The organism is Chryseobacterium potabilaquae (assembly GCF_902728265.1).
GTDB lineage: Bacteria > Bacteroidota > Bacteroidia > Flavobacteriales > Weeksellaceae > Chryseobacterium > Chryseobacterium potabilaquae.
The window spans coordinates 24,588-45,618 of record NZ_CACVBR010000030.1 but is presented as its reverse complement, the minus strand read 5'-3'; the positions used below and the strand labels follow the sequence as shown (position 1 = coordinate 45,618).

20 protein-coding genes and 1 pseudogene are annotated in these 21,031 nt (G+C 34.7%); 2 read left to right on the top strand and 19 right to left on the bottom strand.

Annotated elements, in window-relative coordinates; all coding sequences use genetic code 11:
• Positions 1-202 precede the first annotated feature (202 nt).
• Complete coding sequence (locus CHRY9293_RS13845; protein ID WP_162033524.1) at positions 203-1,207, top strand: phage integrase family protein; 1,005 nt, start codon at positions 203-205, stop codon at positions 1,205-1,207.
• A 154-nt stretch (positions 1,208-1,361) separates the two neighbouring features.
• Here CHRY9293_RS13845 and CHRY9293_RS13840 read toward each other — a convergent pair whose 3' ends face one another.
• The 17 genes and pseudogenes from CHRY9293_RS13840 to CHRY9293_RS13765 form a co-directional block, all read right to left on the bottom strand.
• Positions 1,362-1,901 carry an N-acetylmuramoyl-L-alanine amidase gene (locus tag CHRY9293_RS13840; protein ID WP_162033523.1) on the bottom strand — a complete coding sequence of 180 codons (540 nt, stop codon included), beginning with the start codon at positions 1,899-1,901 and terminating at the stop codon, positions 1,362-1,364.
• A gap of 12 nt (positions 1,902-1,913) precedes the next feature.
• Positions 1,914-2,261 (bottom strand): hypothetical protein, encoded by a 348-nt coding sequence (locus CHRY9293_RS13835; RefSeq protein WP_162033522.1) that lies wholly within the window; start codon positions 2,259-2,261, stop codon positions 1,914-1,916.
• 25 nt (positions 2,262-2,286) lie between these two features.
• Positions 2,287-3,129, bottom strand: coding sequence for a DNA adenine methylase (locus tag CHRY9293_RS13830; protein WP_162033521.1), 843 nt, complete (start codon positions 3,127-3,129; stop codon positions 2,287-2,289).
• A 66-nt stretch (positions 3,130-3,195) separates the two neighbouring features.
• Entirely contained in the window at positions 3,196-5,523 is a 2,328-nt protein-coding gene (locus tag CHRY9293_RS18610; protein ID WP_185153220.1) for an autotransporter outer membrane beta-barrel domain-containing protein, read from the bottom strand.
• A 15-nt stretch (positions 5,524-5,538) separates the two neighbouring features.
• On the bottom strand, positions 5,539-6,612 hold the full coding sequence (locus CHRY9293_RS13820) for a hypothetical protein (protein ID WP_162033520.1): 1,074 nt from the start codon (positions 6,610-6,612) through the stop codon (positions 5,539-5,541).
• Between the two features lie 183 nt (positions 6,613-6,795).
• Positions 6,796-7,653, bottom strand: a complete 858-nt coding sequence (locus tag CHRY9293_RS13815) for a hypothetical protein (protein WP_162033519.1) — start codon at positions 7,651-7,653, stop codon at positions 6,796-6,798.
• Positions 7,654-7,655: 2 nt separating this feature from the next.
• Positions 7,656-8,126, bottom strand: a complete 471-nt coding sequence (locus CHRY9293_RS13810) for a hypothetical protein (protein WP_162033518.1) — start codon at positions 8,124-8,126, stop codon at positions 7,656-7,658.
• Complete coding sequence (locus CHRY9293_RS13805; protein ID WP_162033517.1) at positions 8,114-8,476, bottom strand: hypothetical protein; 363 nt, start codon at positions 8,474-8,476, stop codon at positions 8,114-8,116. The genes CHRY9293_RS13810 and CHRY9293_RS13805 overlap by 13 nt, the downstream gene beginning before the upstream one ends.
• Positions 8,461-8,778 (bottom strand): hypothetical protein, encoded by a 318-nt coding sequence (locus tag CHRY9293_RS13800; RefSeq protein WP_122637455.1) that lies wholly within the window; start codon positions 8,776-8,778, stop codon positions 8,461-8,463. Before CHRY9293_RS13800 ends, CHRY9293_RS13805 begins: the two co-directional genes overlap by 16 nt.
• The gene (locus CHRY9293_RS13795) at positions 8,775-9,263 is read right to left on the bottom strand and encodes a hypothetical protein (RefSeq protein WP_162033516.1); all 489 of its coding nucleotides are present in this window, start codon (positions 9,261-9,263) and stop codon (positions 8,775-8,777) included. The genes CHRY9293_RS13800 and CHRY9293_RS13795 overlap by 4 nt, the downstream gene beginning before the upstream one ends.
• Positions 9,256-9,708 carry a hypothetical protein gene (locus tag CHRY9293_RS13790; protein WP_162033515.1) on the bottom strand — a complete coding sequence of 151 codons (453 nt, stop codon included), beginning with the start codon at positions 9,706-9,708 and terminating at the stop codon, positions 9,256-9,258. The genes CHRY9293_RS13795 and CHRY9293_RS13790 overlap by 8 nt, the downstream gene beginning before the upstream one ends.
• On the bottom strand, positions 9,709-10,737 hold the full coding sequence (locus CHRY9293_RS13785) for a hypothetical protein (RefSeq protein WP_162033514.1): 1,029 nt from the start codon (positions 10,735-10,737) through the stop codon (positions 9,709-9,711).
• The gene (locus CHRY9293_RS13780; RefSeq protein ID WP_162033513.1) at positions 10,704-11,498 is read right to left on the bottom strand and encodes a hypothetical protein; all 795 of its coding nucleotides are present in this window, start codon (positions 11,496-11,498) and stop codon (positions 10,704-10,706) included. Before CHRY9293_RS13780 ends, CHRY9293_RS13785 begins: the two co-directional genes overlap by 34 nt.
• Positions 11,495-13,198, bottom strand: a complete 1,704-nt coding sequence (locus CHRY9293_RS13775) for a hypothetical protein (protein WP_162033512.1) — start codon at positions 13,196-13,198, stop codon at positions 11,495-11,497. Before CHRY9293_RS13775 ends, CHRY9293_RS13780 begins: the two co-directional genes overlap by 4 nt.
• 7 nt (positions 13,199-13,205) lie before the next feature.
• The gene (locus CHRY9293_RS13770; protein WP_147474530.1) at positions 13,206-13,811 is read right to left on the bottom strand and encodes a hypothetical protein; all 606 of its coding nucleotides are present in this window, start codon (positions 13,809-13,811) and stop codon (positions 13,206-13,208) included.
• 77 nt (positions 13,812-13,888) lie between these two features.
• Positions 13,889-14,008: pseudogene (locus tag CHRY9293_RS19000) on the bottom strand (IS982 family transposase); the annotation flags it as partial.
• A 115-nt stretch (positions 14,009-14,123) separates the two neighbouring features.
• Positions 14,124-16,355: a M12 family metallo-peptidase gene (locus tag CHRY9293_RS13765; RefSeq protein ID WP_162033511.1), complete on the bottom strand. Its 2,232-nt coding sequence runs from the start codon at positions 16,353-16,355 to the stop codon at positions 14,124-14,126.
• Between the two features lie 514 nt (positions 16,356-16,869).
• Here CHRY9293_RS13765 and CHRY9293_RS13760 point away from each other — a divergent pair.
• Positions 16,870-17,091 (top strand): integrase core domain-containing protein, encoded by a 222-nt coding sequence (locus CHRY9293_RS13760; protein ID WP_162033510.1) that lies wholly within the window; start codon positions 16,870-16,872, stop codon positions 17,089-17,091.
• Positions 17,092-17,296: 205 nt separating this feature from the next.
• Here the strand turns inward: CHRY9293_RS13760 and CHRY9293_RS13755 are convergent, their stop codons facing one another.
• Both CHRY9293_RS13755 and CHRY9293_RS13750 read right to left on the bottom strand, forming a co-directional pair.
• Positions 17,297-19,075, bottom strand: coding sequence for a hypothetical protein (locus CHRY9293_RS13755; protein WP_162033509.1), 1,779 nt, complete (start codon positions 19,073-19,075; stop codon positions 17,297-17,299).
• On the bottom strand, positions 19,062-21,005 hold the full coding sequence (locus tag CHRY9293_RS13750) for a hypothetical protein (protein ID WP_162033508.1): 1,944 nt from the start codon (positions 21,003-21,005) through the stop codon (positions 19,062-19,064). The genes CHRY9293_RS13755 and CHRY9293_RS13750 overlap by 14 nt, the downstream gene beginning before the upstream one ends.
• Positions 21,006-21,031: the final 26 nt, after the last annotated feature.

Below are 21,031 nucleotides of genomic sequence, written 5' to 3'. Positions count from 1 at the left end.
GGCTTTTAGTATATCAAAGTGTTCTACCAAAAATTCTGGAAGTAATAATTTAAGAAGTTCCTGATCATTTATCATAAAGCAAAGATAATAGTATTAAAAGTTCCCCCCAACTTTTGCGCCTGAGCCGTTTCAATATCGAAAAAAATTTTCAGGAACTGATCTTCAGGGATTGAAATTGTTTGCAAAGATTTACAAAGAAGAAATGGAATTAAAACTCGATGTGCAAAAATTCAATCCTATTACAAAAGAACATATGCACGAAAATCAAAGTAACCTTAACCCCTATATGAATTTTATAAAAGCACTCTGGGTAGTAAGAGATAAAATTCCATTTTCAGAAGCATATCTTGGACTTTCAAGACAATTATTAAATAAGATTGAAAAGGTTCTCCCAGAATTGGCATACTCATATTTAAAAATTGGAGAAACGAAAACTTGGCATATTAAAAATATTTTGGAGGCTATTAACACAACAAATTCTGTTTTCAACAAATATCGTAGTTGTTTAAGTACAATGTTTAAAGAATTATTGGAATATGGCTGTGTTGAATTTAATCCAGTATCACCTGTATCCAAAAAAATGGAAGTTCCGAAAATAAGACAACTTTTAAGTGATAAGAAAAAGAGTATTGTTTTGCAATACCTCCATGATAATTATCCAGAGTTTTATAGATATGCAAGTATTTTCTTTTTTTCTGGTGCTAGATCATCAGAGCTTTTAAGAGTTCAGGCAAAGTACGTAGATATTCAAAATCAAGAATATAAAGTTTTAATAAAAAAACGAAGAACCTATGTTTGGGATACTAAAATAATAATTCCTGCAGCAATTCCATATTGGAATCAAATTTTGCTGGAAAGCAAAAATGAAGAAGATTATATATTCTCTAAAGGTTTACGTCCGGGCTTAATCCCAATTAAGGCGTATCAAATCACAAAACGCTGGAAAAGGAATGTGAAAGATTCAAATGAAATAAAAGATCCAACAGATAATAGAAAAATTATAAAAGTAATAGAAGACTTTTATTCCTTCAAACATTTATTTTTAGATAAACTTGATGAACTCCAGAACTCTGGAGAACCATCAACCGTACCAATAAATTTTGCACAGGGAATGGCAAATCATCTTTCACCAGAAACAACCAACAAATATACAATTGGTAAGAATGATCGAAAGAAAGAGGTTTTAAAGAAAATTTCAATTAAATAGAGCAGTGCTTAAAATAGCTATTTTCCCGATGTCAGCAATAGGATATCATTTGGATGATATCGGGAAATAATATAAAGGCTTACTAGCTAATTTGCAAGAGATAAATATAATAAACGGTAGCATCTCGCTAACTGTGTAGGTTAAATAGTTAACTTTATTTTTGAGCATCGTACTTTCTCAAAATATTGACTATTTCTTTCAAAAGCTCATTTTTCTTTTGAAGATAGCTCTGCATATCGAGTACGGAGGAGATAAAGCAAATTTCCCACAAGACTGAAATTCCAGAACCAAGATTAAGGATGCCGATTTTGGAATGTTGGCTTAGGCTATCAGGCTTTACGCCACGATTACGAATTCCTAATATTTTGGAGGTAAGCTTACAAATTTCATCAGCCATTTTATAAGATAGAGAATTCTTATCTGCAAAATCTTTCTGGTTCACATAACATTCTGTTCCCCCTACTGTAGGATTTCCCGAATTAAAATGAATGTCAAAAACAACTGATCCACTTCCGGGTTTAATTCTCCTTTGATATTGAGCATTTGTTTCGAAATCCTTATCCTGAATTACATTTTTTACATCTAAATTTTGAATAATTATATTTCTTACATCTTTTGTCAAGTCTCTTTCAATATAACCATTTGCAACTGCTCCGGGATCATTGTTGTGATGTCCTGCTGAAATAAATATCATTTTTTTTAATTTTTAAATTCCATTGTTTTTTATTTTTTGTTTCAGGACAATATTATCTTCCTTCAATTGAGCGATGATTCGTTTGTGTAAATTAATTTCATCTTCAAGGAGTTTTATTTTACTGTCATAGATGGATGATAATTCTTTAAATTTTATTTCATATCGGTTGCCTAGATCATCCAAGGCTTCTTTATAAAGTTTGACTAACTTATCCGCATTTTCAATCTCCTTAGCCTCATTATCTGCTGACATTCCGGCAATTTCAGCTTGCAACTTTTTCTTTCCAAATAAAAACCCTGCAATCCCTGTTAGAATTGCTCCGATGAAAGCTCCAAAGTTTTCAAATAATATTTGTTTCATGATTAATGAGTTACTTTTGAAAATCCTACATGTCTCCAACATTGTTTCTATACATCATAATATCTGTATAGCTTGCATTATGTGTTACATGGGTGTCAGCTTCTACAATAACAGCTCCATCAAAAGGATTCTTACAATACTCATTACTTTGCATCCACTCACAAAGCTCAATAATTTGACTTTTATTACTGGTAAAATAGAAGTAAGAAACATCTTTAACAGCTTTTAAAACATTGAGATAATCAGTCAATTTCCAATAATCTGGTCGACTATAGGTGGCTGTATCAGTAGATAAATAGGGAGGATCCACTAAAAAAACAACATCCACTTTATTTTTATATTCATTCACTAAATCCTGATAATCTTTTCTAACCCGATTAACTCCTTTAAGATAGTCTTCGGCACTATAATTACTTAACCGTACTTTATTGTAGAATCTTTCTTTTTTAAGTTGATCGAAGCTAGTGACATAATGCATTGAAAAAAGAAGAGATGATGAAATAGTAATCCAGTCTACAAAAGCTTGTTCTTTACCTATCCTATTGATTATTTGACCGTGCAACTCATTACTTAGCTTTTCCCTATGTACTCCACTTGTATTGTCAATACAAATTTTTCGAATATCGGATAGTAAAGCATTTGTTTTATCTATATTTTCAAGTCTTTGACAATAATTATCAAAATCGTTATAAATCACATTAGCATCAGGATATACATTTTTTACAGTGTGGCTAAGCAAGCCAGAACCTCCGAATAAATCTACATAGGTAGCAGTAGGAGAAAATTCCTTTAAAGCTTCTTTAAATTGTTTTAAAAAGCGACGTTTTTGTCCCTGAAAAGGCAAAGGAGCCTGAGTATAATTTTTCATTATTAATTCGGTGATTTTAAATTTGTGCTCAGCCTTTATAACTCCTATCCTTCACAATTTGAATTCTTAATTTCCCTTGACGGTTAAATACACCACCGTATTGGCTGTAGCATGAGTTTCCAACCCATCTATATTACCACCAATGAGTACACCAGTGTTCTTACTCTCATATAAGGAGATCGTAATACTTGTTAAACTTCTTGCTGTAATGGCTCCTAACGGAGCATTATTAACATTAGCCCCGATTAACTCTGTTCCAATTGAAATATTGGAAATAGAAGCAAACGAGGCCGAAGATATATCAAAAACAGCGGTATTAGTAGCTGTCGTAACGGCGCCATTCCATTCTTTTGTATAGGAAGCCCCAAATTGTACAGGAGGTGTTGGAATATTAATATTTCCACTCCCTAACAGCGAATTAGAATTTACCGTCTTTAAGTTCGTTCCACTAACTAAAGCATTCTGCTTATTATTCCACCCAGTACTATTTCCGGTATTTAAGGTAGCTATTACTCCCGTATCATCGATGCTTACCAATTCTGTCAACGTTACTACACTTCCACTAACTCCGGTATTCGCACCTCTATTAAAAGAAAATTTCTTATGATTATTCACCGTAAAACCATAAGAAGGTAAATCTCCTCTAGGTTGAATAAAATCTGTTCCATTGAATTGTAAATTTTGGCCCATCCATAATCCATAACCTCTTATGGCATCTGCGGGTATATTTGTATTAAATAAAGAAGATCCTGAAACTGTCTGTATTCCAAATAATAAATTATAGGCATCTACATATTGTGTATTATTCGGATTAATGATCACTTGTCCACCGGAAACTGTATCTCCTTGAGGTCTTAAATATATTACACCAGTAGGAGCGTTACCTGACACTGTACTATCTGTTGCTGTAGATCTAAAAGCTGTAACTCCTGCTCTTTGAACTACTAAATCTCCAACAGTTGTATTTAGATTTCCTGTAAAATCAACATTTCCTCTCACTAATTCATTACCTACTACATCCAAAGCATAACCTGGTGTAGCAAGCATCGCATTATTCAGGGATCCAATAATCACAGCTTGGTTAGAATCCCACTTAATAGCATTTTTTGTGAGATAAGATTGCCCTCCGAGATACCCATGCCAACCACTAGCTATAACACCATCAGTATAAACCCCATAGTGTCCAAAAGAATCTAAAATTCCAGTATTATCTATAAGTTGAGTAAAATCTCTTGCAAATCCAGAAGTTCCTGCTACTCCAGCAAAAGTTCTAGTGAGAGATACAGGGACTGCACTACTTGCAGGAAAATTTATGGCCCCTACCATAGTCCCTCCTGCTAAGGGCAGGAACATTCCTAATGAAGTTGTAAACACAGCTCTCATCACATGCATAGGAGTTGATACAGTATTATCAGGAGTAAAACTATTATACCTAAGTACAAATGATATATAACCATCTCCATTTGTATATAGAGGAGATGTATTAGTAGCTTTTGGTATTGTAATAAAGAATCTGATAAAAGCATATCCTCCTGTCACTGAATCTTCATTCATATCTACTAGAGAGTTAGTACTAGCTAGGAGAGGAGTTGGTTCTCTATCTATTAATATACCTGTACCAGTTTGTAATACTCCATTTAGATAGAATGATAGAACACCAGGTGCAAAGTTGATTGCCGTTTGATCTTTGGCCAGGTGTAAAACCTGACCCCTGATATAATAATTCGTTGAATCCTGAGTATAGGTTACATTTTGAATTACTGATCTTTGAGTCAAATTATCCGTATCTGGTGATACTTCGATATACACTGATCCGCTCCATCTGTATATTCTATTGGTATCTAAAGCCACATATATTTTCCCTTCTTCTCCCGGATTAGGAAAAGAAGCTAAATCAGCAAACTCCAACACATCATCCACATAGCTTGGTAATTGTGACGCTGGAACTATCCCTCCTACCAAATCGGCTTTTAATGAAAGATCAGGCCGATTGTTCAGACTATTGTAATCCTTCGCATTTAAAAACGTGATATGACCTGATGTAATATCATGCGCGGGGGATGCTAAAAATATAGGATCCGTTTCCGGCTCTCCACCAAAAGGTTCCGACACGCAAAACTCACAATCGGCTTGCATTGCATCGGATATTTTTCCATAAGAATCGGATACTAAATAATAAGAACCATCACAGTCTTCTATTTTGACTAGTATCTTCGTATTTCCATTGATAGGATTAGAAACCTTTACGGGTGGGCTCACTGAAATATCATATACTGCGCTAGAGATTTGTTTATTTTCGGGTGGTGAAATTGAGCAGATAAGGTCAATATCATTCAGTCCGGTCAAAAGACCGGCTGAATCATACACAACATGGAGACTAATAAGATTAGGCATCTTTTTTTATTTATATTAAGGACATACAGGAATTACTGTAGTACTACAATCTTTGATAATAAAAATCCCATCCTGATCCGCATCCTGGCAATTTCCCCCAATGGTTTTTACCAGTTCTGCATACAGAGAAGGCATATACTTGTATTTTGAACATTCAGGATCCCATTTCCATATCCAGTCGATAATCTGAAATGAGGAATTACCCAACGGCACATTTTTGGTGAAGAAAATTTCTTTTTCACCCTTGAATGCTTTTGAACCTTCATATTGAGTCCAGTCTACGAATTGAAATGCTTTTTTAGGAAGCAGTACCAAAGAGTTTTTCCCGAAAACAGTATCAAAGTTTCTGTCATAATATAAAGGGGGCAGATCATTAATAGTATAGACTTCCCCTTGGGTAGTAGAGGTTCTGAGTCCAAATTTCGTTGCTATGAGATTCACCAGCTGTCCGCCGAAAATGACATATTCTGAATAATCCATCTTAGCGGTAGCTACAAGTTCCTTAAGCCATAACGGCAATTCATTATTAACCACTCTTTGTCCTGTCATCTGATTTGAAGAAACAATGGGATAACTCACCTGAGTATTAGTAATATTGGTAAGGAGCATTTCTACAAGAACCTTATTGAGTTCCTTCATAAATCTCATATCATAGCCCATAATAAGATCCCCAAAAAAAGAGGCATCATCAAGGTCACAATACTGCTGATATTGAGCTGCATCGAGGGTAAGCTCCATAGGTTCACCTGTACCATCACAAGGGGTATATCTTGTTTCAATTTCATAGTCCACCACGTTTAAGGGAACAGAATAAGGCGTTCTAATTTCCAGACAATTGAAAGGACTTGCACAAATAGAATAGCAAATCGGAGAGGTATACATTAATTTTACCCCTCGTCTTTTCCCTACCACTCCTTTTATGCTGTCAGACAATCTTTTGGTGCCTTGTATATTAGCCTGAGATTTCAAAAATTGAAGAAATCCCAGTCCGTCATTTTCTCTTCCTTCCGGAGTGTTTTTACCGAAATATTCTACAAGCTCTCCTGTGGTAGGTATGCAGAGACCTGAAGAAGGTGTTAATTGACCCATTTTATCATTATTTTTTCGTTAAAGGTTATTTGGATTGTTGCAATTTCGTGTTTGCGCACAGAATAAAAGAGTTGTACGGCACTGCTGCCCCAACAAAATTAGCAGATATAAAAGGATCTATTTTGACAAAATAAAAAAGCATCTCTAAAAAATAAGATGCTTTTACAGGTGTATAGCGAAACATTAGGATTCTAAAAACGCCCTTTCTTTTCTAATACTCTCCTGAATATTTTCAGGGATTGTTTTCTTCATAAAATCTGTATTTATCGTTATTGTTTGGGGATTGGATTTTTCTTCTGTTTCCTTCCACAGTCCCAGTGCCTTATATTCTAATTCAAGTGCTTTATTCAATGATAAATGCTCTTTTTTCCCAGCATTATCAAATTCAACTTTAAAAGCAGGATTATCTTTTTTCCTGATAGAAGGAATTCCCCCTTCTTCTACTAGGGCATACTTTTCAGTAAGGGACGGATACACCAGTTTAAAGGTCGCTCCGATATTACCCATGAGCTGACCACTTAATTTAATCACTTCAAGCATGGTCAGTGATTCCATGTCTTTTTGTTTTAATCTGTCTGCCGTTCTTAATTCATATTCAGTAGTAAGGTTTTCAAGTTGACCTTTATATTCTTCAACAGACTGCTTGAGGGTTAAGTTTTCGTTTTGAAGATTTCCCACCTCGTTATTTCCTGCATTGACTTTGCCGGAATAAATCTCTTTTACTTTAGAAATATATTTGTCGATATTTTTAAGGTCCTCTTCGCCAAATTTACTTTTATCTTCCTGGGTTAGAGCAAACTCTTTATCCAGTGTTTTTTTAGCAATTCCTGCAATTTTGGATGTCCCTTCCGAAAGATATTTGTTTTTATATTCAGAAGGGATTTTATTTTCATCAAGAGTTTTATAAAAATCTTCACTTTCAAGAATTTTTGATCGGATTCCACTTTCGATAGTACTGGCAATTTCTACAGCCTTTTCTTCTGTTAGCCCCTCAAGAGATGAAGGATCAATTCCTAATTTTGTGTATAATAATTCGCTCATTTTTATTTTGTTTTTCTTGCTTTACTTTCAATGGGTTGAGCTTTTGTTATTTTTTCTTCTGTATTGGTGTTGTCAGCATCGGAAATATCTGATACAGGCTCTTCACTTTCCTCTATAGCATGTTCCCCGGAGGTTTCCCCTGAATCTTCCCCTTCCTGATTTACAATCTGCTTTTCAGGAGCAATAAAATCCTCTTTGGTGAAATTTTCCTCAGGTAAAGTAATAGATCTCATGGGACTCGGGTATGTTCCCACGACTTCGTATCTTTTTTTAAACCCTAGCTTATGAAGCACTGCAAGATTTTTATAGGTAGATTGTCCTGTGTAATGTTTATGGGTCGAAGCTTTGTCTCTGATGAGAAGAACACCGGGAATATCTTCCAGTTTTATGAGCTCTTCAAGAGGCATAGCATTGATTTCATCAATTGCCTCCCGGGTAAGGTTTTCAGGTTTAAAACGTTCTAAATGGTCCATTTTCTTATAATAAAATTGATTAATATAAATAAGCCGAAATAGGCTACTTTGTCATGGATTGAATGGAAATAAAACCCACAAAAGATCATTCCTACCCAAAAGGAAAAACAGATATAACAAAATCCTAAGAATTTGTAATATCTTTCGATATATCCCAAAACAGCATAATACGCGATAGTCCCGTCACCAGGAAGCGGGATATGATGAATCCTTGCGATAAGCCTACTGATACGATCCGTATAACAGTATAGTATGGCGTTTTCGTTCATGGTAGACATGGGTTCTCCAATGGCATAATAAAAAGCCCGGCAAAAACCTATACACGATAATATGATCAGGATATTTTCCATTCTTTTCTTGTCCTGAAAGTAAAGTTATCATAAGATTTCATGCCATTATTGACAAAAAGTTTTTCTCCATTGATCATGATATGAAAAGAGTATGCGTAATGTTCATTAAGCTCTGTGAGATTGAAGAGGAGATTCTCTCCTTGCTGAAAAATGCTAGAAAAAGACAATACGATATTCAGGTATTTGAGATACAAAATATATTCACCGTTTTCGGGTGCGGGAAAATTCAAATCAATGCTGGCGTTATTGTCGCAATCCAGATAGATCGTACAAAGATTAAGCGAACAGGTATAGCAATTCATAGACAATCAGAGATTAAACAGTTATCGTATTTATAGGTGAGTTGAAAGTCGATGGAGAAATAGGTCCAGTTTTTAAGTTTTATATCATGATCAACTATTCCACATTCCCATTTTAACAATTTATTCTCATCCCTGTTGATGCTTTTTATCACCAGTGAGAATTCTTGAGAAAGTTTCTTTTGAAATAATAATAAGAGAAGTTCCACCTCTTTTTTTTCTTTAGAAAAATACACAAACCGATAGGCTTCTTTTATTTTACTCATAAGAAGGTTACAATCTCCTGTATCAATGTATAAAGGTTCTTCACTTAATTTTCTGAAATAACTAAAAGAGCACTCACTGTCTTTAGGATTCAGAGAAATATAATCCTTCCCATCAAAGGAGCAAGCCGTTTCTCTTCCACCTATTTTTTGAAGGCTAACCTCATGGTAACAGGTTGATTCAAGCCATAATGAACCAATTTTGCTTTTAATCGTATTATTCATTATTAAATATATGTATGAGTTCTCCAATAAAAAGTTCTGCCGCTTTTTCTGCATACCTCTCATGTTCCCGCTCATTGAGAGAGAAGATTTTTGTTGTATAGATCATTTCCAGATGCTCAAGTTTCTCTAATTCTACATCAGAAATGATGATAATCAGTACCTGCGATTGGTTTTTAATCACTTTGATATCACGTCGTAGAGAACCTGTTAATTCAAGATCGATTACTTTTGCCTGTCTGCCTTTTGTGATTCTATATCGGGCATAGGCATTAGTATATCTTCCCAGCCCTTTACCTTTTTCATCTTTTGCCCCTTCTTCAGAATTAAATATTCTGTTCTGAAATTCAGCTTTTGCTTCATTCACGGCAATGAGGATATAATCTAAAGGTTTTTCACCCTCGGCAAATTCTTTAATGTTGAGTAAAGTTTGAGTGATTGCATTCATTTAGAAAATAACCGTACTTGTTTGATAATTCGAATTACAACTGATACAAATATCTTTGAAGTTTTTGATATTTCTCTTAATAAGCTCTGTTAATGGAATATTATTCGCTTTGGAAATTCCTGAGGCAAAATTAGTTCCGAAAACAAATTCCTGATATTTACCCACCAGCGTATTTAAATACAGTTCTGCAGCCTGTTTATTAATATTCATCGTGGAGTCATTCACCCTTGGAGATAAAAGAAGCCTTTCATATACGCTGATCCCACACTGAATAGCCACCGCTTTTATAATAGCCTGCTTTATAACCGGACTTTGTAATAGTTTACAGATAAAACCAGAAGAATCACATAGTAAAAAGGCGTCAGGAATAAAGGTAGAATAGATATTTCCGGGAAGCTTATTTTTAAGGGGCTGTAATACTACATTATATTTTACCCCTGAACAGCTGCCACATGTTTTTTTCGTAACATTAATTTGTGAAAATTCTTTTGATGGATCCGTAACATACACCTTTAGTATTTTAGACGAAGTTTCATAATCTAGTACATAGGTAGTTTCCACGGTATTCTGAGCGACAAAGTCAACGCTTTTGAGCTCTTTTCCGTCATCGAGTATAACGGTAAAATGACCATCGAAAAGCGGTTTTATCTTTAACGATTTAATAACCATTTTAGTCATGGTAGAACCCGACATATCTCTTAACGAAAAACCGCCCCCTGCCATGGAAAGTGTATTGAAATGCCCTGAAAAAACAAGATTCTCAACCACATTTTCCAGCACTATATTCCCGTAACTCGTATAGAGGTCTGATAATACACTTTGGCATGCCGCTTCGATCATAAAGTTTCCATAGTCTTTTCCGCTTAATTCATTTTCGTTAACAAGATCGGAAAGAAGTATGCTATTTACCTGTACGAAATCCTCCACATATCTGCCATTATAAGAAGAGGAGCAAAGACTTTTAAATTGTATGATATTTTGTAAGCAATCCATAATCATTCTATTATTGGTGTAAATTGGTGCCTGCATCCATAATGTAGCTTATGGGTGGGAAGATTTTTAAATTCCGCTTCTTCCATAAGACCGTTTTGTGAAGCTATTTCCTTAACGGCTTTCCAGTCTTCTTTTTTAATATTTCTTTTTAATTTTTCCACACAATACCTGCATTGCGGGCTTGAAGACTCAATGAGTGAGCCTACCATGGTATATCCTGTTAGGTTGTCAATGTATTTATCTGTAATTTTTTGATCAATAATGGAAGTATACGCATCGGCTCCCTGCATGAGAGTTTGCTTTATATATTTGCTTAACGCTTCTTTTTGGGAAATGACGTTTTTCAATTCCGCTTCCAGTTGGTTTTGTGATCTTCCCGCATATATATTGGAATAGATAATCTTTCGCAACATTTGATTAAACCTTGCATTAAGCCCATTTTCATTCAAATAGCTCAAATGCTCATCGATCGCCAGTTTTTGAAGAGGATTAATCTCTGAAGACTGAATAAACAGACCTTTTTTTTGATAAGCAGCGCGTTTCAATTGAGAAATATCTTCTATTTTTGTCAGATACTTTGTCAATGACTCCCGGTATACTTTGGTGTTGTAAAACTTTTTTAAGGATTTTTTGACAATGCTATCGGTGGTATTTGAAAATTCCAGTTTTCTATTGACCATATTAATATTCTCAGAAATATTTTCAATAAGGAGCGCCACCAGCGAGTTTTCTAACTTTTTGACTTCTTTATCATCAATCAGTTCTTTTTCACGCAGAAGAGTATCGTCGAATATCATAGCAATACAGCATTTGAAGAAAGGATAACAGCACCTAGCCTCACCTCCAGTTCTTTAATAATTTCATTATCATCCTGTAGGAATAGTTCAGGATTTAGAGCATACATTTGATTAAGCAAGGGAAAAGCATATGCGTGTATTTTCCATTGTTTATCATCAATAACCCCACTATTGCTCATTTTTTGCAGATCATCCATCGAATAGAAGCAAAATACATCTACTTTTTTAAGCAGATCCACCACCCGTATAATAGGGTTAGAACTGCTGATGTATTTCTTAAGGAAATTTTCTATATGGACCGTTTTAATGAAGATGGGGCTGTTTGAATTAACAATCATGTTCAGATATTCAAAGCTTTCCAGTTCATTCATAATAGCAAATGAAATGGGCTTTTCAATACTCACATGGCCATACCCATTGAGCAGACATACATTATTGATAATCCTGGAGGCAGAATTATAAAAGAAATTACTCAATCTGTCCAGCCAGCTGTACATTTGTTCCAATTGCTTTTCTCTGCTTTTAGCACTCTGTACATTGCCTGTTTCTACAATCTGCTGAACATAGATCGCATCCTCTCCGAGCCTGAGGGTATCTTTCCATGATTGGCTAATATATTCCAGAATCCCGACATCGGGTGTATGAAATTTTACGGGATCTATATCTGCATTTAATGCCGGGTCTTCCGAGAGTTTCCGTTTATAAATTTTAAATATGGATTGGAGTGATAAGGATCCCGTTCCGTGACATTTGGTACACTCCCTTTCCCCCAGAGGATAGTCTTCTGTTATTTCACATTTTTCTTTTCCCTGATGGCAATGATCACAAGGGAGTTCCATTTCGCTCATTCTCGGATACCCGAAAATGTTTTCCACACTTCTTGCCGCTCTATGCTGCAGTAAAGAGATATTTCCAAATGGAACAAACGGGCTTACGGGGCTTTCCGAAACAAAACCGAATTCTTTATTGACTCCTGTAGCAATATAAGGATAAGTCCCTCTAGCAAGCGTATGAAATGTTGCGGTAAAAACTTCACCTTTAAAGTCTATGATAATATACTGCTCACGAGAAATATAAATGTATCTGATCTTGTTTTGAGAAAATATTTTTTTAGGATAGCTTGATAATAAACAATCAGCTTTATAGGTGTTTTGATGGTTTTTTCTCAAAAACGGATAATAGGCTAATTCAATCTCAAACGTGCTGTGGGTTTCATCGATAAAGGAAATGGATTCTTTATCAATGGAGGTAATAAGATGAGATTCTATAAATCTAATTTCCCAATTTTCCTGATCGCCCATATATGGAACGGCAAAGATATTAGGATCACTAGACATGGATCCATTAACAAAGTTGTCAATAATCTTTTCTTTAATGTCACTTTGAGCAATAAACCGACTTGTCTTTGCATCGGTTGTAATATCAAATCCTGTATTTTTAAAAATCCTTGAAATATTATCAATGCCTTTCCAAATCGAACTTTTTGTGATAGGTTCATAGGTTTCCATCACAAAATGGGAAGCTGAAGGTTCTTCATTTTTAAACACCGTCATTGTTTTTTCATACATCTTTCCTTTGGTGTGTACCTGAAGATCCAGTTTCTTTTTATTCCAATAATTAAAAGGGAATGCGTTTTCATCGCGATTCCCTTTTATTTTTTTAGCAAGCTGGGAAACATTCTCTATAGAATAGGTGGTCATGATATTTTTATTGTAAAACGGCTCCTAAACCTGGTACAAGAATGGGGGTAGGAATCCCTGTTTGTTTCCACTGAAACCCATATTCTATGGTCATAAAATCATCGACTCCTTCAGGTAATGTACTATTGAATTTACTCAAGGCTACCTTACCAATAGGGAGAATCATATCCACAGCATCACAATATCGGACAAATAATTTATACTGATGTAAAGCGCCCGTCTGTAATGTGTTGGCAAAAGTATGAGTGGTAAGTTGAGTGGATCTGTCAATAATAACTTTTCTATAGCTCAGTTCCCATGTTGTTTTAGTCCCCACAAGAGTGGGTATTCCGCAGTTGGCCCCTGTATCAATAGCAGTGGCATTGACCTGGGTATAAGAACCTATTCCTTTTCCGGTTTTTCGACCCAGAAAGCCCGCATCATGAAATACTCTTTGCCAATTACCTAAATTCATAATCCAGCTCTCGTCAATTTGTTCAGTACAGGGAACAAATAAGATTTCGTTTGCCCTTCCGTACCAGACCTCGGGATTACAGGGGTCGGATATAGAGGGTAGCTGCTCGGTTGCACAGTCTGTACTGCACGCAATTAACAATTCATCTAGTATAGACATGCTTCTATTTTTTAACAAAGGTAAATGCTCAGTACTTTCTTATTTTGACAAAATATAGACTTTAACCCGTAGTGCATTTAAGCAATTGCAGTTTTTAAGTTGTTGATATTTTTGTTGTTTAGTTTATTAATCGGCTTTACAACAGTTAATGCTATCAGTTTAGCAAGTATTCTAGTTTTGAACCCATCAAATGATTTCAATTCCGCTATTGACGAAATATATTTTAAATAAAATTGGAGCAATGACCTCTATTAAAACACTCTCTCAGTAGACTGAGAGAGTGTTTTAATATACTAATTGGACACTAGTGAACTAGAGCTTAATTAATTTTTCTTGTATTATTTGTTTTTCTGTTTCTATTGTTATTAGATAATTTCCTTCTTTAATAGAAGACAGATCAACGTCAATTTTATTTCCCTTTAGCAAAGATGATGAAATTATAATCCTTCCAGTTCCATCATATATTTTGTAAGACTTCAGTCCCTCTTGGGACGAAATAGTTATAATATTCTTCGTCGGATTTGGAAAAATTTGTACATCAGCTTTTTCATTGAGTTGAGTACTCGAACTATAATGTCTATTCCTATAACCACAAAATAATCTAGCTATCCATCCACTATTATTTATAGAATAATCAGAGACAAACTTAACCGTTATTGCTCCTGAAGAATGGGAAGAAGTGAAAGCTGGAGGTAAATTAGATCCTGTTAAAGCCCCATTGGTAAATAAAGGAGATTCTATAGATGGTCCATTATAGACATACATATAATCATAATTATTTTCTAAAGTAAACTGTGAAAAGGTTAAAGTCATCGTCATACCTGGGGTAGTAGGATAAAATGTTTTTATTATCGTTTCATTATTATCGTAATTACCATTCTGTCCACCAGTATCTGTAAATGATGCTCCTCCACACCAATCCGCATCTGTCAAAAATATTTGTGATTTTTGATAATCATTTGAGCACTCTGCTGCAACAAACAATTTATAATAAGTATTAGCCTGGAGATTTGAAAGACTAAAACTCGGAGTATTTGTTGTACTCGTTGTTATCACTGTCCCATCCAATTTGGTAAGCTGATACTTCCAAGAAGTAGAATTGACCCCTGTAATTATTCCATTCGCAGAATTTTGAGTAATATTATCTATTACCAGATTATTCACTGTTCCTGTGCAGGAAATTGCAGTACAACTATTTCCAAGACATGTTTTTGAAGCTATTCTATTTATCATTAATTGAGTAGGTTGGGGCCCGAATCCCTTACTAAAATTAATTCCTACTGAAGTAAGGTGGCAATAACTCATAATTGTTCCTCCTTCTGAAGGAATTGAAGCATTACATCCTCCGCCATAGCCTGCAGATGTCCCGCAAGAATCAATAGCTGTGTTATTACCATTCCATGAACAGTCATGTGTATGAGGAGAACCTAAATTATGTCCTATTTCATGAGTAATTACTCCCACAGTCCAAGAATAAGTGGGGACATTTGAATAATTTTGGTAAACCCCTGAATAGCCATATCTATAATTCGTACAAAGGACATTTAAATAAGCAACACCTCCAGATCCCGGATCTACTAAATGAGCTAAATCACCATTAAATGAGGTTCTATTAGTTCTAAAACGATCAAGACTACTATAATAAGGATCTTGAGTAGTCCACACATAAATACTACTGGCAGCCATACTAATATTATCATTATTATAAAGAGTTGCCACATTATTATGGATAGCCGTCATCCAATTTGCAGTAGCTGTTACGTTATAATTATTACTCTGAAACGCCCTATAGCTAAGTTCATAAAATATTCTTACACATTTATTTGAATCCTGAGGTGCCATCTCTTTTGTTTGTGGATCAAAGGATATTTTTTGAGATTGATTTTCTTGTAATTCATTAGTGCTACAGATATGGGGATTTTTCATAGTTAATTTTGATTCTGAATAACTGACAAAATCATCGGAATTTTTCGATTTTCCTACCACTACATTTCCGGACTCAGTATCAGAAACAACTCCTACCACATCGTTTTCAAAAAAGCTAAAGGCTACTATAGAATTATTATCTCCTTTTACAATTCCCTGGTAATAAACCCCAGGAGTATAATTTACAATTTCTCCTTTTTCAGTAGTTACTTTAAAGTCATTTGTGAAAATTTCATTTCTATATAGCTCTACTGTAATTTCCTTATTCTGATCAAAAGGAAAAGATACTTCAATAAAATTTGGTTTTCCTTTAACCAGCTTTTTAAGCTCCTCATATTTAATCTTCATTATCGTAATATCTTTTGCTATTTTTTTATATTTAGCCTCTTTACCAGAATTTTTATTAATCTCAAATAAATCAAATTTTGTGGTTTTAGTTTTCCGATGATATTCTGATACTCTTTGAGCTACAGGTCTCAATTGTTGCGCTTTCTCCGGAGGAGAGGTTTCTCTGTTTTTTTTAACTAACGCGCTGGATTCTAAATTTATAGAATTAATACCTTGAGATGGGCATTGTGAAAAAAACAATCCTAAGACTAGTAATAAATAGTTCTTCATAATATTTATTTTTAAGGTTAAAAGTTGTATATCTAACTTGTATAAATAGCGGGATTTTGCCTAATATTTAAACAATTCAAATTTTGGAGAACCTTTATTTACAAAGGTATAATGGGATAATAAAGTCAGTACTCCTAAAGGAGGAGCAACTCTAAACAAGTTTCAGTAAAGGAATGAATGTTGAGTAGGAATAGAGAAACTCCTATATTCTATTAATTCCTATTGTATTAATAACATTTGGATTAAAATCAGTAATTCTCGGTGAACGGATATCAACTTATACCGTTCGTAAATGATTCCTTCTAAGCCAATATAGCTTTCCTTTATAAATTATACTAAAGTTATTTTATAAGTGGTACCTAAACAGAGTCTGATTCAAAAGTGTAATTTAGGTATATCTTTAGTTATTATAAAGTTTTATACTCTTTAAATACTTCCCAAGTGATAAAGGGGTTGAATATTAAATACTAATTCAAATATTTGTGATATATGTAAATATAATGATTTTTTTTAAATGACAAGCAAAAAAACTGATAAATCTGAATTTTGGTGGCTACTGGATCTATCTGATCTAAGTCTTGATTTAAATACCTTAGCTATTGAATGGCAGAAATTTTACAATAAGAAAAGACCACATTCTTCTTTGAATGGAAAAACGCATTGGGAGAAATTACAAAAATTGGAGCATATCATTCCTATTCAACCCTATATTCCTAGAAAATCGGGAATCGAATGAAGAAATATTGCCCAGGTATTATATGTATTTGAGGTTCAGAAACGATTCCTGCGTTAAACAGCCATGTATGCTATAAAAAACTTAAATTAATTTTATTACATTCATCATATCGTGAATCGCTCCCTTTATAGTCATGAACAAAAAAAGAGACTGTCTTTTAAAACAGTCTCTTTGAATAAAACTAACGATAAATTACGGGTAGACTTTATGTAATGGCATCAGGATAATCACCATACCACATTTGATTGGCAGTAGCTGGCGGAAATGCGATGTAATTTCCCAATGAGGTATATATTTTTATTTCATGGAAGAAGTTATCAGCCCCATTCCAGTCTCTTGTCCCAATATATTTTGAAGGATCTTTGAATCCATAGATAAATTGATGGGATAAAGATAGAGAAGGGGAAGGGATGGGAATATCGTATGTTTCTGTTTGATCAAACCATATGTTTTCCCCTATCGCTCTAAATCTACACCTCACTTCTACCTTCACAATATCAGACAAATCAACGGTATGAATCTGTAAATTATTGAATTTTAATTGCCCTACATAGTGACTTCCAGAGTCCGCTTTATAGATGGTTGAAACAAAATCAGATCTGTAGTCAATAATGAAGCTTTGGTATTCAATAACATTAGAAATTAAGCCTTCTTCACATGTCGAAATCACTCTTACATACAGCTGAGAATCTACAGGCAAGCTGTTGGTAAATATTTCCGTTCCTATAGGGAATATACCCGCATCTATCCAATTTGCATGATCAATTGAATACTGTAACCTAACCTCTGTATTGAATTCCCCTATGATAGTATAACCCATCGGATCGATACCAGAATAGGTTATAGAAGTTAATGTAGAAGCTATACATGGTAATTCCTGAGTCACCATCTTAATAATAACAGAGATCATAACACCACAAATACTATAATTAAATGCTAATTCTTCACAACTTCCATTGGGATTGACAGGATCATATCTGAGCATAATATAACTTCCATCATAGACGATAATCCAACAATCATTTCGGATCCCGTTTAAAAAATCCAGTTCAGAAATATCAAATCCGGTGCTGTTTAAAATTTGTTGGGTAATATCTAGGGTATGTCCGATCACAAAATCATCAGGACTTACCTGCACAATGATATTTTCATCAGGACTTACCAAATCCTCACAGGTGATGGGATCCAACACCACACATTGGTTAGAACATTGAAGTCTCAACTGAGTTTCCTGATAGGCAGTAGCTGAAATTTTATAAAGCGAATAGCAGTCTTTCTCATCGAGTATTTCATCAGAATAGGTATCAAAAGCATAGGTTTTTGTTAAAAGGTTGATTTTTCCAAAACCAAAAATATCCATTACATATTCACTGTACATACTTGAAACAGGTTCACAAATTAAATTGAAATTCTTTTTTAATGTGCTTTTTAAGGGTTTGTTATTAAGTTTTTTATATTCAATAGTACTTGTTTTTTTATTAAATGACAGATTGCGTAAAAAGACGACAGGGGTATATTTTTTAGGTTCATGGGTATGCCAGCTTTGATACACAATACTTCCGGTGATTTCTCCTAGAAAAGCGCCAGATCCTGAATATTGTTGCCCCTCTGCCAAACAGGGAATGATCGGATAACTGACAACACATTTCTCAAACGAAAACAAATCGGAATATACTATGGCTGAGTTTGAATCGGTAGTGATGACTATTTTGAATCGGAACCTGAATGATTCGGGGATATCATGAAATCCCTGAATAAGCATCCTAAAAGTATCATCTCCCAGGTATTGAACAATACTATTAAGGGGAGTTGCCAAAACCTCATTCATCGCAATAGCATCTACAACATAGCATTTTAATGTGACTACATCCGTAGAATTGGGGATGACCAATTCACTAAAAAACTGCAAATATCCAATGGTACTTTCACTAATGGGGATCGCATAGGAATCACAAAAACTGTTTATTGAACTATATAATCTCATTTTGTTTTTTCAAATTGAAGGTGATACTTAAGTCTGTATATTTAATCTGAAAATCAATCACTTTATATCGGGTATTTTTGTAGAGAATAATTTTCCCAATAATGGATTCTTGATCATTATTCACGCCTGTTTTTGATAGGTACTCTCCACATAAAGGAATAACTAGCTTTCTTGACTCATTGCTTTGAGAAAGAAACAAAGCATTGTCTACTTTTTCATGTAGCGTATCATACAGTGTTCCAAAATACAGGGAATCAAAGAATAAAGGATAGTTAAAGGCCTCATTAAAATCTCCGTAACCATACCCTGTCCATTGATCACGCCATGAAATCCCTGAGGTATTATAATAGGGATTAATCTGTATGGAGTCACTACTGATAATAACGGGTTTTTTATTTCTGTTATCACTACCGGGATTCATGCGTATGATTCGTGGTGTAAATATACTTCCGGTCCCCACCACCTTTAATGATCCTTTGAAATGAGCATTGCTGTAACCGTATTTCGTGCTACTTCCAAGTCCATTGATAAATGCGATAGCAGCACCAGTGATCGCTACAGTGGCTGCGATCACAATCGCTGCAGAGGCAATAAAACCGCCTGCAGCCACATTCGCTCCTGCTGTACCGGTAACAAAAGATAAAGCCACACAGGATAGTACGATAGCGATTAGAACGGCTACTATAATGGAAAAATTTTCTATTTCTTCCTGCAGATCTTCTCCAAAAGAATCGCCCCAAAAACTTGAACTTGAAAATCTGAATTTTTTATCAAATAGCCCCTCCAGCATGGCGTTATTGGTTAGCCCATCAAAGTCCACTATATCATTATACTCGTTGATGGTATCACCACTTGCGGTATCAGCACCATCTTTACTATACTCATAATTGCCTCCTGCTTTTCCTTTTTCAAAGGAGAATGTTTTACAATCACTGACCACATCCTGTTCTGCTATTTCGAAAACAGGTTCTGAATTATTATTATCTTTCTGAGGAATAATGTATAAAGTAGTTCCTGAAATAAACCATATAGAGCAATACAAGTCACAAATGGCTTCCAGAAAATCTGATAGCTGCCATACCAATCTGTTTTCAAATATAAATTTTTGACTGGGACTTACAGGCTCATCATCATAGTTGGTGTGATAATATCCATTGGAATAGACAAAAACGTCATTTTCTGCAAATTGACCCACATCAAATGGAGTATTAATCGTATATCCGATCTTTGACATGCAGTTTTCAAGAATATCTCTGATATAGGGTGATGGAAGAAAATTTCCGAATCCATAGGCTTTTTTATAGAGAGTGGATATATCAATAAAGAGGCCTATGATTGAAAAGGCTTTGATGGCATCTATTACTGCCCATGCCCCAATGGTAAAGGCTTTAGTCATCGCATTCAAATGTTTGAAAACCTGAATGCATGGAAAATCTTTTGCTCCACTCCCAAACCATCCCTGCCAGTTATCATGAATGGATAATTTATCAACAACACTTTTTAAATGATCTGATTCCCTCAGAGGTAAAGTTAATTGACAACCCTCATCCTCACACATTTCTATATTGTCCGGTTTGAGTTCATAAGGCTTGTACTGATAGTTTAAATCCGTATCTGTGATCCTGACATCAAAATAATTGAGAAAACTACAAGGGGTAGACATGAGCCAATCCATAATAAGATGATAGGCATCAAAACCAATTACAATCTGGCTGGTGGCTCCTTTTTCCCTTTGTTTATTTTGCTTATCAGGTTGTTTTTCTGAAAATTCCAGGGTATCTAAATTTTCACAATCCTGGGTAATATCAATCCAATCGTTATCCGGTATTGTTCCCGGAATATAGGTTGCAATAGCATTTGTGCAATCGATCAATACGTTATTAGCATTATGATCTACATGTTGGTGTTTTCTGATTTCAATAGTAAGCATGATAGTAGTATCTGGGGGGAGAGTAA

Excerpts from the sequence above, each read along its gene's own strand:
- CHRY9293_RS13790 (WP_162033515.1), bottom strand. The coding sequence starts at position 9,708 with ATGAATGCAATCACTCAAACTTTACTCAACATTAAAGAATTTGCCGAG.
- CHRY9293_RS13820 (WP_162033520.1), bottom strand. The coding sequence starts at position 6,612 with ATGGGTCAATTAACACCTTCTTCAGGTCTCTGCATACCTACCACAGGA.
- CHRY9293_RS13770 (WP_147474530.1), bottom strand. The coding sequence starts at position 13,811 with ATGTCTATACTAGATGAATTGTTAATTGCGTGCAGTACAGACTGTGCA.
- CHRY9293_RS13780 (WP_162033513.1), bottom strand. The coding sequence starts at position 11,498 with ATGATATTCGACGATACTCTTCTGCGTGAAAAAGAACTGATTGATGAT.
- CHRY9293_RS13800 (WP_122637455.1), bottom strand. The coding sequence starts at position 8,778 with ATGAATTGCTATACCTGTTCGCTTAATCTTTGTACGATCTATCTGGAT.
- CHRY9293_RS13760 (WP_162033510.1), top strand. The coding sequence starts at position 16,870 with ATGACAAGCAAAAAAACTGATAAATCTGAATTTTGGTGGCTACTGGAT.
- CHRY9293_RS13810 (WP_162033518.1), bottom strand. The coding sequence starts at position 8,126 with ATGGACCATTTAGAACGTTTTAAACCTGAAAACCTTACCCGGGAGGCA.
- CHRY9293_RS13840 (WP_162033523.1), bottom strand. The coding sequence starts at position 1,901 with ATGATATTTATTTCAGCAGGACATCACAACAATGATCCCGGAGCAGTT.
- CHRY9293_RS13830 (WP_162033521.1), bottom strand. The coding sequence starts at position 3,129 with ATGAAAAATTATACTCAGGCTCCTTTGCCTTTTCAGGGACAAAAACGT.
- CHRY9293_RS13775 (WP_162033512.1), bottom strand. The coding sequence starts at position 13,198 with ATGACCACCTATTCTATAGAGAATGTTTCCCAGCTTGCTAAAAAAATA.
- CHRY9293_RS13795 (WP_162033516.1), bottom strand. The coding sequence starts at position 9,263 with ATGAATAATACGATTAAAAGCAAAATTGGTTCATTATGGCTTGAATCA.
- CHRY9293_RS18610 (WP_185153220.1), bottom strand. The coding sequence starts at position 5,523 with ATGCCTAATCTTATTAGTCTCCATGTTGTGTATGATTCAGCCGGTCTT.
- CHRY9293_RS13845 (WP_162033524.1), top strand. The coding sequence starts at position 203 with ATGGAATTAAAACTCGATGTGCAAAAATTCAATCCTATTACAAAAGAA.
- CHRY9293_RS13835 (WP_162033522.1), bottom strand. The coding sequence starts at position 2,261 with ATGAAACAAATATTATTTGAAAACTTTGGAGCTTTCATCGGAGCAATT.
- CHRY9293_RS13815 (WP_162033519.1), bottom strand. The coding sequence starts at position 7,653 with ATGAGCGAATTATTATACACAAAATTAGGAATTGATCCTTCATCTCTT.
- CHRY9293_RS13755 (WP_162033509.1), bottom strand. The coding sequence starts at position 19,075 with ATGAGATTATATAGTTCAATAAACAGTTTTTGTGATTCCTATGCGATC.
- CHRY9293_RS13750 (WP_162033508.1), bottom strand. The coding sequence starts at position 21,005 with ATGCTTACTATTGAAATCAGAAAACACCAACATGTAGATCATAATGCT.
- CHRY9293_RS13805 (WP_162033517.1), bottom strand. The coding sequence starts at position 8,476 with ATGGAAAATATCCTGATCATATTATCGTGTATAGGTTTTTGCCGGGCT.
- CHRY9293_RS13765 (WP_162033511.1), bottom strand. The coding sequence starts at position 16,355 with ATGAAGAACTATTTATTACTAGTCTTAGGATTGTTTTTTTCACAATGC.
- CHRY9293_RS13785 (WP_162033514.1), bottom strand. The coding sequence starts at position 10,737 with ATGCAGGCACCAATTTACACCAATAATAGAATGATTATGGATTGCTTA.